Annotated in this window: 2 protein-coding genes; one reads left to right on the top strand and one right to left on the bottom strand. The window is 74.2% G+C overall.

Annotated elements, in window-relative coordinates; translation table 11 throughout:
* Nucleotide 1 precedes the first annotated feature (1 nt).
* On the bottom strand, nucleotides 2-949 hold the full coding sequence (locus tag WAE60_RS00710; RefSeq protein ID WP_337684391.1) for a DeoR family transcriptional regulator: 948 nt from the start codon (nucleotides 947-949) through the stop codon (nucleotides 2-4).
* Between the two features lie 392 nt (nucleotides 950-1341).
* Between WAE60_RS00710 and WAE60_RS00705 the strand changes: the two genes are divergently transcribed.
* Nucleotides 1342-14865, top strand: a complete 13524-nt coding sequence (locus WAE60_RS00705; RefSeq protein ID WP_337684390.1) for an autotransporter outer membrane beta-barrel domain-containing protein — start codon at nucleotides 1342-1344, stop codon at nucleotides 14863-14865.
* The last annotated feature ends 13 nt before the right edge of the window (nucleotides 14866-14878 follow it).

The raw sequence follows: 14878 nt of genomic DNA, 5'->3' as shown, positions 1-14878 counted from the left end.
TCTAGGCGATCGCAGCGTCCCAGCCGTCGAGGACGCCCAGCTGGCCCAGACGGGTGAACAGGCGTGCGCTGTTGGTCCTGTTGGTCTCGACGATGCGCATCAGTTGCGGCCGGGCGGAGTCGGGCGCGACCGCGACCAGACCGCCTGATCTGCGACGACAGAAGCCGAGCGTCTCCAAGGTCAGAAGGTGCCGCCGGATGGTCTCGCCGGAAACCCGCAGCGGACCCGCCAGCGCCCCGATCCTGACCGGCCGCCCGAAGTGCTCGGGATCACGACCCCAGTCGGGCAGAGCCGACGGCGGCAGTTGGTCGATATTGGCCAGCACCAGGTCCAGCAGGACGATGCTGCTCACGACATTGCCCGTGAGGGCGACCAGCTCGCCACAGATCCGCAGCGCGTATTCCGAGACCGCCCAGTTGGCGGCCCGCACCAGCGGTTCGCCCGTCGCCGGCGAGGCCTCGCGCGCCGCCCGGTCCGGCAAGGCGCCCCCGGCCTGCATCGTCTGATAGAAGCCGCGGGTGCGGTCGAAGCGGGCGCGCTGCTCGGCCAGGTAGACGGCCGAGGTCACCGCCGCGCGCGGGATGATCACGCCTTGCGGGCCGATCACGCAGAGGCCGTCGCGGGACATGTTGAGGAAGCGCCGTCGCACGGTCTCCAAGGGCAGCCGCAGTGACGTGGCCACCGCGTTGATGCTGACGGGGCGCCGAAGTTCGTCGGGCGTGGAGACTTCCGCGCCGCCATAGGCGGCCAGCAGGCTGCGGTCCCGGGTCACCGGCGTCATGTTCGCGTCGAGCGCGACGGTGAAGATCAGGGCGTCGAGGAAATGGCGGTCGCCCCGGGTGATCCGCACGATGTCGCGGATGTAGTGGAGGGACGCCCGGGCGACCTCCCACGGCTGGAGGTCTTGGGCCGCCCCCGCGGGGGCCGATGTCGGCGACGCCGTGCTCACGCCCGCCGCCCGGGGCGGGCGCGACGGCTGGACTCCGGTGTCACCGAAAAAAACACGCAATGGGTAAGCTGAAGCATGCCAACTCGCGTAACCACAAGTAGTTAAATTCAGTCAACACTTTTGTGGGGGAACGCTTTGGCCTTAGCAACAATCCGCTCCTGGGTTCGCCCGCCCCAGTACTGAGCGTCGCCAAGATGGTCGCCTCGCAAACACTTGCGCCTGAGCTCCCGCGCAAGCCGACGCGGAGGCTGCGTCCAAGGTCGCGGTCCTGAGCCTCGCGACCGACGGCAGGACCGACTCCACCCAATCCCTGAAGACGAAGCGTGTCGACGGACCGCTTCCCGCCGTGCGCGCCGGCGGAAGATTCCTAAGCGCGACAAAAGGTAGAGACAGTGCAAGCGCCGACGCCCGAGAACGAGAACGACGCCGTGCCGGGCGTGGCCGCGGCTCCCAAGGCGGCGTGCGCCAAGATCGCCTTGATGCTGCGCGGGCTGGAAAAGCTGGCCGCCGCGCGCGACCTGCCGAACGCCGACCGCGCCTCGGCGCGAACCCAGGTCCTCGAAATCGCCGGCCTGCTGTCGCAGAGCCGCAATCGCGACCTGATCGCGCTGCACGACGGCTTCCTGATCCTGGCCGAACGGCTGGCGCCGATCCCCGTCGAGGCCGATGGCGAGATCGCCGCGCCCGACGTCGCGCCCCTGGGCCGACGGAACACGATCGGCAAGCGGCTGAGCCGCGAGCTGCGCCGCCTGGCCGTGGCCGTGACCGCGATGGTCGCGGCGGCCGCGCCGACCCTGGCGGCGGCCGATCCCGCGCCGCCGCCGAACCCGACGGCCGCCTATCACGTCGACGACCTGATCACGAACCCGGCCACCGGCCAGCAGGAAGAGATCGCCGAGATCGTCAACGCGATCACGGTCCGCACCGAAAGCGGCAACCTGATCCTCGTGCCGATGGCGGCGGGCACCACCTTCACCGTCGCCGACCAGGGCACGGGGAACCATCCCGACGACGGCACCCCGGACCCCGCGGGGACCAGCAAGACCTACACCGTGGAGTCGGTCGACAACACCGATCCCGCCCATCCCAAGCTGAAGGTCAAGGACGCGTCCAACAACGTTGTCGCGTTCGACCTGGTCACGCCGCTGGTCAACCCGCCGGCCGGCTCCACCGGCTCCACCGACCCGAACGGCGCCCTGACCTCTTGGGGCGGCGCGGGCGACATCGGGAACCGGATCTTCTCCAGCATCGGCGCCAACGGCAAGAACGGCGCCGACGGCGGCGGCGTGCGCATCTGCTTCGGCTGGTTCGGCTGCGTCACCGTGGGCAAGGAGCCGGGCAACGGCGGCGACGGCGGCAACGGCCAGACCGTCACCGCGACCGTCTACGCCGCCGACGGTCCGATCAAGACCGCGACGGACAAGCTGGCCGGCATCTTCGCCCTCAGCCAGGGCGGCAGCGGCGGCACGGGCGGCAACGGCTACGGCTATGTGATCAGCGGGCGGGGCGGCAAGGCCGGCGCCGGCGGCGACGTCGATCTGATCAACCAGGCCCAGGTGGTGACCACCGGCAAGGGCGCGGCGGCGATCTTCGCCCAGAGCCGGGCCGGCACGGGCGGCAACGGCGGCGACGGCTACGGCCTGAGCGACGGCGCGGTCAGCGGCGCGGCCGCCGAGTCCGGCGACGTGCGGGTCTACAACAGCGGCTATCTGCACACGGTCGGCTACGGCTCGGCGGGCATCTCGGCCCAGAGCCTGGGTGGCGGCGCGGGCACGGGCGGCTCCAGCTACGGCATCGTGGCCGGCGCCGCGTCGGGCAGCACCGGCGGCAACGCCGGCGGCGTCTATGTCGAGAACGACGGGGCCATCGTCACGGGCGACGAGTCCGGCTGGGACTTCAACGCCGCCGGCGAGGACATCAGCGGCTACGACGCCTACGGGATCATCGCCCAGTCGATCGGCGGCTCGGGCGGCTCGGCGGGCGACGGCGCGGGCATCGTTTCGCTGGGCGACACGGTGGCCGGGGCCGGCGGCGACGGCGGGACGGTGACGGTGGTCACTGGTTCCGGTTCGTCGATCCACACCTACGGCAAGGGCGCGACGGGCATCATGGCCCAGTCGATCGGCGGCGGGGGCGGGGCGGGGGGGTATTCGATCGGCCTGGTCGCCCTGGGCGCCAAGGGCGGCTCGGGCGGCGACGGCGGGACGGTGACCGTCCAGAACGCCGGCTGGATCACCACCGAGGGCGACTTCGCGCGCGGCGTCCTGGCCCAGTCGATCGGCGGCGGCGGCGGGGCGGGCAGTGACGCGGGCGGCCTGGTCTCGCTGGGCGGCAACGGCGGCGCGGCGGCCGACGGCGGCGACGTGTCGGTGAGCAACACGGGCGCCATCAACACGTCCGGCGACCATTCCAGCGCCATCCAGGCCCAGTCGATCGGCGGGGGCGGCGGCGACGGCGGCTCGTCGGGCGGGGTGTTCCTGACCATCGGCGGCTCGGGCAACATCGGCGGCAAGTCGGGCTCGGTGACGGTCACGCACGGCGGGGCGATCCACACCAAGGGCGACGACTCCAACGGCATCTTCGCCGAGTCGATCGGCGGCGGCGGCGGCAGCGGGGGCACGGCGTCGTCGATCTCGGTGTTCGCCGGGGCGGCGATCGGCGGCCAGGGCGCCAGCGGCGGCGACGGCGGCGCGGTGAGGGTCAACCTGGTCCCGATCTCGCTCAATGTCGGCGGGAGCACGGTGAGCGTCGACCCGACCATCGACACGGAGGGCGACCGCTCGCGCGGGATCTTCGCCCAGTCGGTGGGCGGCGGCGGCGGCGCGGGCGGCTTCGCCAGCGCCCTGACGGTGGGCTACGGCGCCGGCGCCAGCGCGGCGATCGGCGGCGACGGCTCGGTCGGCGGCAAGGGCGGCGCGGTCTGGATCGAGGGCGAGGCCAGCATCACCACCAAGGGCGACAACGCCGAAGGGATCTTCGCCCAGAGCGTGGGCGGCGGCGGCGGGGCGGGCGGCTACGCCCTGAGCCTGGCCGTCGCGGCCAGCCAACCGGCGGGCGCGGCGTTCGCGGTCGGGATCGGCGGCCAAGGCGGCGGCGGCGGCGACGGCGGCCAGGTCGACATCCTCTCGGGCGGCTCGATCGACACCGACGGACGGTTCTCGACCGGCCTGGTGGCCCAGTCGGTGGGCGGCGGCGGCGGGACCGGCGGCTACGCCCTGGCCTTTTCCGGCGCGGGCGGCGTCGCGGCGGCGGTGGCCGCGTCGGTGGGCGTGGGCGGGCAAGGCGGCTCGGGCGGCGACGGCGGCGCGGTCGGCGCGGCGTTCGAGGGGAAGATCACCACGCACAAAAACGACTCCAAGGGGGCGTTGATCCAGTCGGTGGGCGGCGGCGGCGGCGACGGCGGCTATGCAATCAGCGGCGCGATGGCTGTGTCGTCGGGCGACACCGGCGCGGGTTCGGCCGGCGTCGGCGGTTCCGGGGGCTCGGGCGGCGCCGCCGGTTCGGTGTCGGGCTATGTCGGGGGCGACATCACGACCTCGGGAGACCGTTCGACGGGCCTGGTGGTGCAGTCGGTGGGCGGCGGCGGCGGGGCGGGGGGCTTCGCCGTGGCCGGGTCCCTGTCCGCGGCGGTGTCCGGCGCGGCGATCGGTGTCGGGGTCGGCGGCGTGGGCGGCGGCGGCGGCGACGGCGGCGACGCCTACGGGTCCACGGGCGGCGTGGTCACTACCGGCGGCGACCAGTCGGTGGGCGTGCTGGTGCAGAGCGTGGGCGGCGGCGGCGGCAGCGGGGGCTTCAACGTCTCGGGCGCGCTGTCGTTGTCGGCCACCAACGGCGGGACGATCGGCGTGGGCCTGGGCGGCGCGGGCGGCGGCGGCGGCGACGGGGCCGGCGCGGTCGCCGACATCGGCGACGACGTGGTCACCTATGGCGACCAATCGGTCGGCGTGATCGTGCAGAGCGTGGGCGGCGGCGGCGGCTCGGGCGGGTTCAACATCAGCGGCGGCGTCGATATCGGCGCGGGCGGCGGCCTGGCCGTTGCGGTCGGCCTGGGCGGTTCGGGCGGCGGCGGCGGTGACGGCGGCGCGGTCGAGGCCTCAGCCCACAATATCCACACAGAGGGCGACCAGTCCGGCGGCTTCCTGGCCCAGAGCGTGGGCGGGGGCGGCGGCAGCGGCGGGTTCAACATTTCCGGCGCGGCCTCGGCCGAGATCGCCTCGGCCAACGCCCTGACCGTGGGCCTGGGCGGCTCGGGCGGTCAGGGCGGCGCGGGCGGAACGGTCAAGGCCACCTTGTCGGGCCTGATCACCACCCTGGGCGATCGCTCCGACGCGGTGGTCGTGCAGTCGGTGGGCGGCGGCGGCGGTTCGGGCGGGATCGACATTTCAGGCGCGCTGGCCGCATCGGGCACGGGCGCGGCCTCGCTCGGCGTGGGCCTGGGCGGCTCGGGCGGCGGCGGTGGGGCCGGCGGCGCGGTCGAGGCCCAGGTCGATGGCGTCGTCGCTACCCTGGGCGACGACTCGGCGGGCGTCGTGGCCCAGAGCGTGGGCGGCGGCGGCGGTTCGGGCGCGTTCAACATCAGCGCCGACGCGGCCCTGAGCGGCGGGATCGGCGGGGCGGCCAGCGTGGGCCTGGGCGGCTCGGGCGGAAGCGGCGGTTCGGGCGGCAAGGTGAAGCTGGGCGTCAACGGCGTGGTGCTGACCTTCGGCGAGGGCGCCGAGGCGGTCCTGGCCCAGAGCACGGGCGGCGGCGGCGGCGACGGCGGCTTCAACGTCTCGGGCGATCTCAGCGTCAGCGGCACGGCGGCCTTCGCGGCCAGCGTGGGCGTGGGCGGTTCGGGCGGCGGCGGCGGCGCGGCCGACGACGTGACCCTGACGATGAAGAGCGGCGCGGCGGCGGGCGGCGATCCCGAAGCCACCTGGGCCGCGGTCACCTATGGCGGCGACGCCGACGCGGTGACCGCCCAGAGCGTGGGCGGCGGCGGCGGCAATGGCGGCTTCAACGTGGCCGGAGCTCTCGGCGCGGCGGGCGACGGCGGCGGCGCGGTCAGTGTCGGCGTCGGGGGCTCGGGCGGCGGCGGCGGTTCGGCCGGCGACGTGCTGGCCACGATCACCGGCGACATCCAGACCCAGGGCGACCTTTCGCACGGCGTGCTGGCCCAGAGCGTCGGCGGCGGTGGCGGCAGCGGCGGCTTCAATGTCTCGGGCGCGTTGGGCGCTTCGGGCTCGGTGGCGGGCGCGGTCAGCGTGGGAGTCGGCGGCTCGGGCGGCGGCGGCGGCGACGGCGGGGCGGTGACCGCCGCCCTGACCGGCCTGGTCACGACCGAGGGCCAGCGGGCCTTCGCGATCAAGGCCCAGAGCGTGGGCGGCGGCGGCGGGGACGGCGGCTTCGACGTGGCGGGCGGCCTCAGCGCCTCGGGCGGTTCGGCGGCCACGGTCTCGGTGGGCGTCGGCGGTTCGGGCGGTGACGGCGGCGACGGCGGCGCGGTGTCGCTGGAGGTCGCCGGCGGAGCCTCGACCCAGGGCGGATTCAGCGACGCCATCGTGGCCCAGAGCCTGGGCGGCGGCGGCGGCGACGGCGGCTTCAACGTCTCGGGTACGGTCAATGCGTCGACCGGTAGCGGCGGCGGCGCCAGCGTTGGCGTCGGTGGTTCGGGCGGCGGCGGCGGCGACGGCGCGGCGGTGACCCTGACGGCCTCCAGCCAACTGGCCTCGGGGACCGGCGACAGCGGCGTCCTGGCCCACACCGAGGGTGCGGCCTCGCGCGGGGTGCTGGCCCAGAGCACCGGCGGCGGCGGCGGTTCGGGCGGCTTCGACATCGCGGGCGCGCTGTCGGTCACCGGCCAGTCGGGCGCCAGCGTCGCGGTGGGCGTCGGCGGTTCGGGCGGCGACGGCGGCGACGGCGGAACCGTCCAGGCGACCGTCCACGGCGACGTCGAGACGGCGGGCGGCGGCTCGGCCGGCGTCACCGCCCAGAGCGTGGGCGGCGGCGGGGGGGCCGGGGCGTTCAACGTCACCGGCACGACCACGATCGCCACGGCCGGCGGCGCCGCGATCGGCGTGGGCGTCGGCGGCTCCGGCGGCGGCGGCGGCGACGGCGGGAGCGTCGACCTCGACATCATCGGCCAGATCCTGACCGAGGGCGGCGACAGCGACGGCGTCATGGCCCAGAGCGTGGGCGGCGGGGGCGGTTCGGGCGGCTTCAACGTCACCGGCCAGATGTCGATCACCGCCGACGCGGCGACCAATATCGGCGTGGGCGTCGGAGGCTCTGGCGGCGACGGCGGCTCGGGCGGCGAGGTGACCCTGGTCATGGCCAGCAACGCGGCCTCGGGGACGCGCGACTCCAACTATGCGGCCTACACCAAGGGTTACGGCTCGCGCGGCGTGGTGGCCCAGAGCGTGGGCGGCGGGGGCGGTTCGGGCGGCTTCGACATCGCGGGCCAGCTGTCGATCGCGGCCGACACGGCCCACAACGTCGGCGTTGGGATCGGCGGTTCGGGCGGCGACGGCGGCGACGCCGGCGCGGTGTCGGCGACGATCGTCGGCGACGTGTCCACCCAGGGCGCCAAGGCCACGGGCGTTCTGGTGCAGAGCCAGGGCGGTGGCGGCGGGGCGGGCGGCTTCAACGTCACCGGCGGGGTGACGATCGCCACCGACGCGGCCTCGGTCCTGGTCGGGGTCGGCGGCCTGGGCGGCGGCGGCGGCGACGCCGGGGCGGTGCTCGCCGATCTGACGGGCGACGTCCACACCAAGGGCCGGGGCGCGGGCGCCGTGGCCGTGGTCAGCCAGGGCGGCGGCGGCGGCGTGGGCGGCATGAACGTCACCGGCGGCCTGTCGGTGACGGCGGCCGAGGTGCAGAGCGGCCTGATCGGCGTGGGCGTCGGCGGGTTCGGCGGCGGCGGCGGCGACGGGGCGGCGGTGACCGCCAGCCTCACGGGCGACATCCATACCGAGGGCGACGACGCCATCGGCGCGCTGATCCAGTCGCTGGGCGGCGGCGGCGGCGCGGGGGCGATCAACGTCACCGGCGCGATCAACATCGCCTCGGGCGACGCGGGCACGGTGGCGATGGGGCTGGGTGGCTTCGGCGGGGCAGGCGGCGACGCCGGCGACGTCACCGCCACGCTCACCGGCGCGACCCAGACCGACGGCCACAGCTCGGACGGGATCAACGTCCAGTCGGTGGGCGGCTCGGGCGGTTCGGGCGGGCTGAACGTCACCGGCACGATCTCGGTCAGCCTGGAGAGCGACTCCCTGGGCCTCGGCCTGGGCGTCGGCGGCTTCGGCGGCGGCGGCGGCGATGCGGGCGACGTGACCGCCACGATCACGGGCAGCGTCACGACCGGCGAGGACGTCACCACCGGCTACGTCCTTGACGCGCAAGGTCGGGCCGTGGGCGAGACCGACGGGATGGGCTCCAGCGGCGTCGTCGTCCAGTCGCTGGGCGGCGGCGGCGGCTCGGGCGGGATCAACGTCACCGGCGACCTGGTGATCAACGGCGGCTCCGACAGCGCCGGCCGCGCGGCGGCCATCGGCATCGGCGGCTTCGGCGGCGACGGCGGCGATGCGGGCGAGGTCACGGCGACCATCGCGAGCACGCAGGACGAGCGCACCGTCATCACGTCTAAGGGCGACACGGAATCGGCGGTCGCCATCCAGAGCATCGGCGGCGGCGGCGGCAACGGGGCGATCAACGTCTCGGGCAGCTTTTCGCTGGACGGCTCGGCCACGCTGGGCGTCGGCGGGTTCGGCGGCGGCGGCGGCAAGGGCGGCGACGTCACGGCGGCGATCGACGCCGACCTCTCGGCCCACGGCTGGCGTTCGCGCGGCCTGCTGGTCGAGTCCCTCGGCGGCGGCGGCGGCGATGGCGGCATCAACATCGCCGGGGGGATCAAGGGCGGTTCCGACAGCTCGGAGCCGGTGATCACCTTTGGCGTGGGCGGCGGCGGCGGCAACGGCGACGTCGCGGGCGACGTCTCGGTGGTCCAGACGGGCGACGTCTGGGTCCAGGGCGTCGAGGCCGGCGGGGTGCTGGTGCGCTCGATCGGCGGCGGCGGCGGCGACGGCGGCCTGAACGTCACGCTCTCGGCCACCAACGGCAGCAGCGAGGAGCGCGGCTACGCCCTGGGCGTCGGCATCGGCGGCAACGGCGGCGTCGGGGCCGACGCGGGCGACATCTCGCTGGTCAGCCTGGGCGATGTGATCGTCAACGCCAAGGTCGTGACCGACGCCGCGGGCAAGACCAGCCTGGCTTCGGCCGACTTCACCGGCGGGGCCAAGGGCGTCTCCGTCATGGCCATCGGCGGCGGCGGCGGCTCGGGCGGCATCAACGTCACGGGCGTGGTGGCGCTGTCGGGCAGCCCGTTGACCATCGGCGTCGGCGGTTCGGGCGGCGCGGCCGGCGACGGCGGCGACATCACCGTCGTGCGCGGCGACCTGGACGACGACGAGGTCCGGGCCGGCTCGGTCGTCACGTTCGGCGACAACTCGACCGGCGTCTATGTGGAGTCCACGGGCGGCGGTGGCGGCGACGCGGGCGTCAACGCTGTGCTGGGCCTCTCCACCGCGGGTGTGGACGCCAACACCCCGACCAGCGAGAGCCTCGCGGTGTCGATGGCCATCGGCGGCAACGGCGGCGCCTCGGGCGACGGCGGCGAGGTCGACGTGACCAACCGCGGCGACATCTCGACTGACGGAGCCAATTCCGACGGCCTGGTGGTGCTGTCCCAGGGCGGCGGCGGGGGCAACGCCAACTACAACATCGGCGCCGGCTATTTCCCCAAGACCACGGCCCTGGCCCTGGCGCTGGGCGGCGACCCCACCTCGGGCGGCGACGGCGGCGACATCACCCTGGTGCAGGACGGCTCGATCGTCACCAAGGGCGACGATTCTGACGCGATCATCGTGCAGTCCCTGGGCGGCGGCGGCGGCAACGCCATGCTCAACAGCAACTTCGCCTTTGGAGCCAGCAACAAGCTGGCCATCGCGATCGGTCGCGAAGGCGGAACCGGCGGGGCCGGCGGCGACCTGTCTATCGACATCAGCGGCGCGCTGGACACCACCGGCGACCGCTCCGGCGGCCTCTACGCCCAGTCGATCGGCGGCGGCGGCGGCAAGAGCGGCGCGATCTCGGTCGGGGCTCAGACCGCAACCGGCAGCGACACCGAAAGACAGGTCTACGAAGCGGGCATGACCATCGGCCTGCAAGGCGCCCTGGGCGCCGACGGCGGTCGGATCGTGGTGACCAGCGACGCCCAGGTCGTCACGCGCGGCGACGAGGCCCGCGGCCTGCTGGCCCAGTCGGTCGGCGGCGGCGGCGGCGCGGGCGGCATGGCGCTGAACCTGATCATGAGCACCTTCACCGGCAAGATCGTGCTGGGCGGCGATGGCGGGACCGGCGGCGACGGCGGCGCGGTCGATCTGACCCAGAGCGGACTGGTCTGGACCTCGGGCGACCGGTCCGACGGCGTCCTGGCCCAGAGCGTGGGCGGCGGCGGCGGCGTGGGCGGGGCGACCGTCACCATCGCCAGGCCGGTGGAGGCCGCCCGGAGCGACTCTTCGGCCGGCGCCATGAGCATCGCCCTGGGCGGTTCGGGCGGCGCGGGCGGCGTCGGCGGCGCGGTCGATGTCGTCAACGCGGGCCAGATCGTCACCGAAGGCCAGTTCGCCGACGGCATAAGAGCCCAATCGGTGGGCGGCGGCGGCGGCGTGGGCGGCGCGACGATGAGCTCATCGTCCGACACGGGCGGCGCCGGCGCCAGGACCGCCTCGCGGATCTCGGCCTTCATCAATATCGGCGGTTCGGGCGGGGCCGGGGGGACCGGCGGGACGGTCGATGTCGTCAACACCGGGCTGATCTGGACGCAGGGTGACTATTCGTCGGGCGTTTCGGCCAACAGCATCGGCGGCGGCGGCGGCGACGCCGGGATCATGAACGACGGCGCCACGATCAGCTCCGGCGACCGCGCGACGACGCGCACGGCCCTGAACATCGGCGGTTCCGGCGGAACCGGCGGCACGGGCGGCGACGTCACCGTCACCAACCGCCCGGTCACCGACGACGTGCAGTCCGGCCTCATCGTCACCGAGGGCAAGGAGTCCTACGGGATCTTCGCCCAGTCGATCGGCGGCGGCGGCGGCAACGGCAGCTCGATCCGATCGATCAACCTCATCACGAGCGGCAAGGGCACCACAGCGGCCTCGCTGAACATCGGCGGCGCGGGCGGCTCGGGCAACACCGGCGGCGAGGTGACCGTCCGGAACGACGGCGTCATCGGCACCAGCGGCGACGGGGCGCACGGGGTCCTGGCCCAGTCGATCGGCGGCGGCGGCGGCAACGGCGGCATGGTGCTGACCCTGGGATTGGACTTCGGCAAGGAAACGTCCTCGCCGGCCATCTCGGTGGGCGGGATCGGCGGCGACGGCGGGAACGGCGGCGACGTGCTGGTGGAGAACGCCGGCTCGATCGTCACCCTGGGCGACAACGCCGACGGGATCGTGGTCCAGTCGATCGGCGGGGGCGGCGGCAACGCCGGCGCGGCGATCTCGGCCTCGATCGACGCCGGGGTCATCGCCGTGTCGGGCCTGGTCAACGCCGTACTGGGCGCGGTCGGGACCGGTGACGGCGGCCAGGGCGGCGAGGTCGCGGTCGTCCAGTCCGGCGACATCACCACGCTGGGCGAGGGCTCGCAGGCCATCGTGCTCCAGAGCATCAACGGCGGCGGCGGCCAACTGGCTTTCGACATCACGCAGGTCTACGGCCGCAAGGGCTTGCCGATCGGCGGCTCCAACGACCCCGCCGCGACGGCGGATCCGCGGGTCTCCGCGCGGGCGGGGGCCGAAGGCGCGACCGACATGAACGCCGGCTCGGTGTTCCTGGTCTCGAGCGGCACGTACCAGGTGGGCGGCGCCAACGCGGCCGGCATCTTCAACCAGTCGATCGGCGGCGGCGGCGGCGTGCTGCGCGTCAATCTGGAGGTCGCGGCCACGCCCCAGGACGAGGTGTCGACCCTGTCGGCCCTGGCGGTCGACCCGCTGGCCGAGGTCGGCGGCGAGGCCATGCCGCTGGCGGTGGACGTGGCCCTGGGCGGGATCGACGGCGCGCGCAACCTTGGCGGCGACCTGGACAACAGCCAGACCGGCGACATCCTGATGAACGGCGCCCATTCGCCGGGCGTGCTGGACCAGTCGATCGGCGGCGGGGGCGGCCGGGCGGTGGTCACCGTGGACGTGGCGCAGGGCGCGTCGGTCGGACCGGTGTCCGTGGCCCTGGGCGGCCGGAACGGGACCGACGAGGGCGGCGGCGCGGTGGTCCGCGACCAACAGGGCCGGATCACCACCACGGGCGCGCTCGGCGCCGGCGCGATCCTGCAGAGCGTGGGCGGCGGCGGCGGCGTGGCCGACGTGGTCGTCACGGGCGCGGACGCGGCGACGGTCGCCCCGACCCTGAGCCTGGGCTCGGCCGGCGGCACGGATCTTTCGGGCGGAGCGGTCACCGCCCGCTTCGACGGCGCGATCGTCACGACGGGGGATCACGCCGCGGGTCTGCTGGTCCAGTCGATCGGCGCGGGCGGCGGCGTGGTCAACCTGACCAGTCCCCCCGGCGGCGCGGCGAGCCTGGGCGCGACCGCGGGCGCGGCGGGCGACGGCGGCGACGTCACGCTCGACCAGGACGGCGTCATCGTCACGGCCGGCGCGGGGGCGCATGGCGTGCTGCTGCAATCGATCGGCGGCGGCGGCGGGGCGGTGCTGGGCGGCGGCGTCACGGACGTGAGCCTGAACCAGGACAATATCGGCGACGGCGGCGACATCGCCTTCACCCAGACCGGCGGCGTGCTGACGACGGGGGCGGGCGCCTACGGCGTCGCGGTCCAGAGCCTGGGCGGCGGCGGCGGCTGGGTGGACGGCGTCCATCAGGGCGCGGCCGGCGGCGAAGGGGCGGGCGGTTCGATCTCGCTGAACTTGGCCGACGACATCATGGCGGTCGGCGCGGACGGCGTGGCCGTCTTCGCCCAGAGCCAGGGCTCCAGCGGCGCGGGCGACATCGACATCAGCCTGAGCGGCGTGACGCGCGGCGGCTCGGGAACGGGCGCGGGCGTCGTGATCGACGGCGGGGCCGACAACACCCTGGTCAACACGGGGCACGTCTCGGCGACCTCGAACCTGGCCATCCGGACTTCGGGCGGCGACGACCATGTCGACAACCTGGGCGTGGTCGTCGGCGACGTCGATCTGGGCGGCGGCGACAATAGTTTCGTCAACCAGGACGGGGCGACCTTCATCGCCGCCCATTCGATCGTCCTGCGGGAAACCACGACGGTGCGCCTGGCCTCGGCCCGCATGGCGGCCTTCTCGCTGTCGCCGGCCGCGATCCCGGGCGGGACCTTCACCAACAGCGGCGACTTCCTGATGGGCCTGTCGGCGCCGCGTACGCCGATCGACCTAGCCGGCGGCGCGCAGTTCGCCAACTACGACGATCTCGGCGATCCGGCCGCCAATCCCTATTACGGGCTGCGGGTGATCAACACGGTCGCGATCGACGGCGACTTCGTCCAGACCTCGACGGGTCGCATGGCCTTCGACGTGGCTTTCGGGCCCTATGCGTCCGACCATGTGGACGTCACGGGATCGGCCAGCGTGGCCGGCACGGGCGAGGTGACCCTCACCTGGCTGCAGGACGCCAAGCCGGTCACCCTGTTCGCGACCGGTTCGGCCGTCGACAACGGCCTGAAGATCGCCGACACCCTGGCGATGGACTACCGGGTCGTGACGGGGGCGGCCGGCGTCCAGCTGGCCTTCACGCCGCACTTCGACCAGGGCTTCCTGAACGACAACGGCCAGGCGCTGGGCCGGCACATGAATTCGGCCATCGAGGCCGGCGATTCCGGCGGCATGGGCCGTCTGATGGCCCTGATCGGCAATCTGGAAGCCGGCCAGGAGGCGATCTATTCGCGGGTCTTCGGCGAGCTCAATCCCGAGCCCTACCTGGCGCCGCTGCGCAGCCAGCTGTACTCGGCCAACAGTTTCTCGAGCCAGCTGTTCGACTGCGCCAGTCCTGGCGCGGGCCTGGACGGCAAATGCGCCTGGACGACGATCGAGCGGGTGACCTCACGCGGCGAGGCCGACGCCCAGACCCTCGGCGCCAAGGTCGAGGGCGGGCGCCTGCGCGGCGGCTTCGAACGTCCGCTGGCCGGCGACTGGTCGCTGGCCGCGGCGGTCGGATACGAGCGCCTGGACCGCGTCGATGTCGACGACATGCGTTCGCTGGCCGAGGGGCAGGGCTTCAACGCCGGCCTGGGCCTGAAGAAACGCAGCGATCACGCCCACGGCTCGGCGGAGATGGCCTTCTCGCTGTCCGGCGGCTGGCAGTGGATGGACACCACGCGCGCGGTCGAGGTCTTCGGGCCCGGACGCGCCGAGGCCCAGCCGGAAAGCGGCTATCTGCGCACCGACGCGCGCTTCGCCTATGTGATCGAGAACGGCCGGCTGTTCGTGCGTCCGGCGCTGAACGTCTGGGCCACCGGCCTGCACCAGCAGAAGTTCGCCGAGGGCGGGCTAGGCGGCCTGGGCGCGAGTGGCGCTTCGCACACCCAGTTCATCGGTACGGCCAATCCGGAGGTGACGCTGGGCTTCGTGATGCGGCAGGGCGTGCGCAGCCAGACGGCGGTGGCGTTCCGGGTCGGGGGCCTCTTCAACACGACCGACCGGATCGAGATGCCGTTCCGCCTGGTCGGCGCCAATCCGACGTCGCAAGCGGCGCGGGTCGGCACGACCCTGGACCGCAGCGCCTATACGGCCGGCGTCGACTTCCACGTGATCGGCGACGACCGCGTCTCGGTGCATTTCAGCTATGACCGCGAGTTCGGCGACCGGACCCGCGCTCAATCGGCCGGCCTCGATATCCGGGTCCGCTTCTAGCGGCTCCGGAGGT

The sequence above is a fragment of the Caulobacter sp. CCG-8 genome, from assembly GCF_037402475.1.
In the GTDB taxonomy this organism is placed as follows: Bacteria; Pseudomonadota; Alphaproteobacteria; order Caulobacterales; family Caulobacteraceae; genus Caulobacter.
This window is presented reverse-complemented; position numbering and strand designations above follow the sequence as displayed.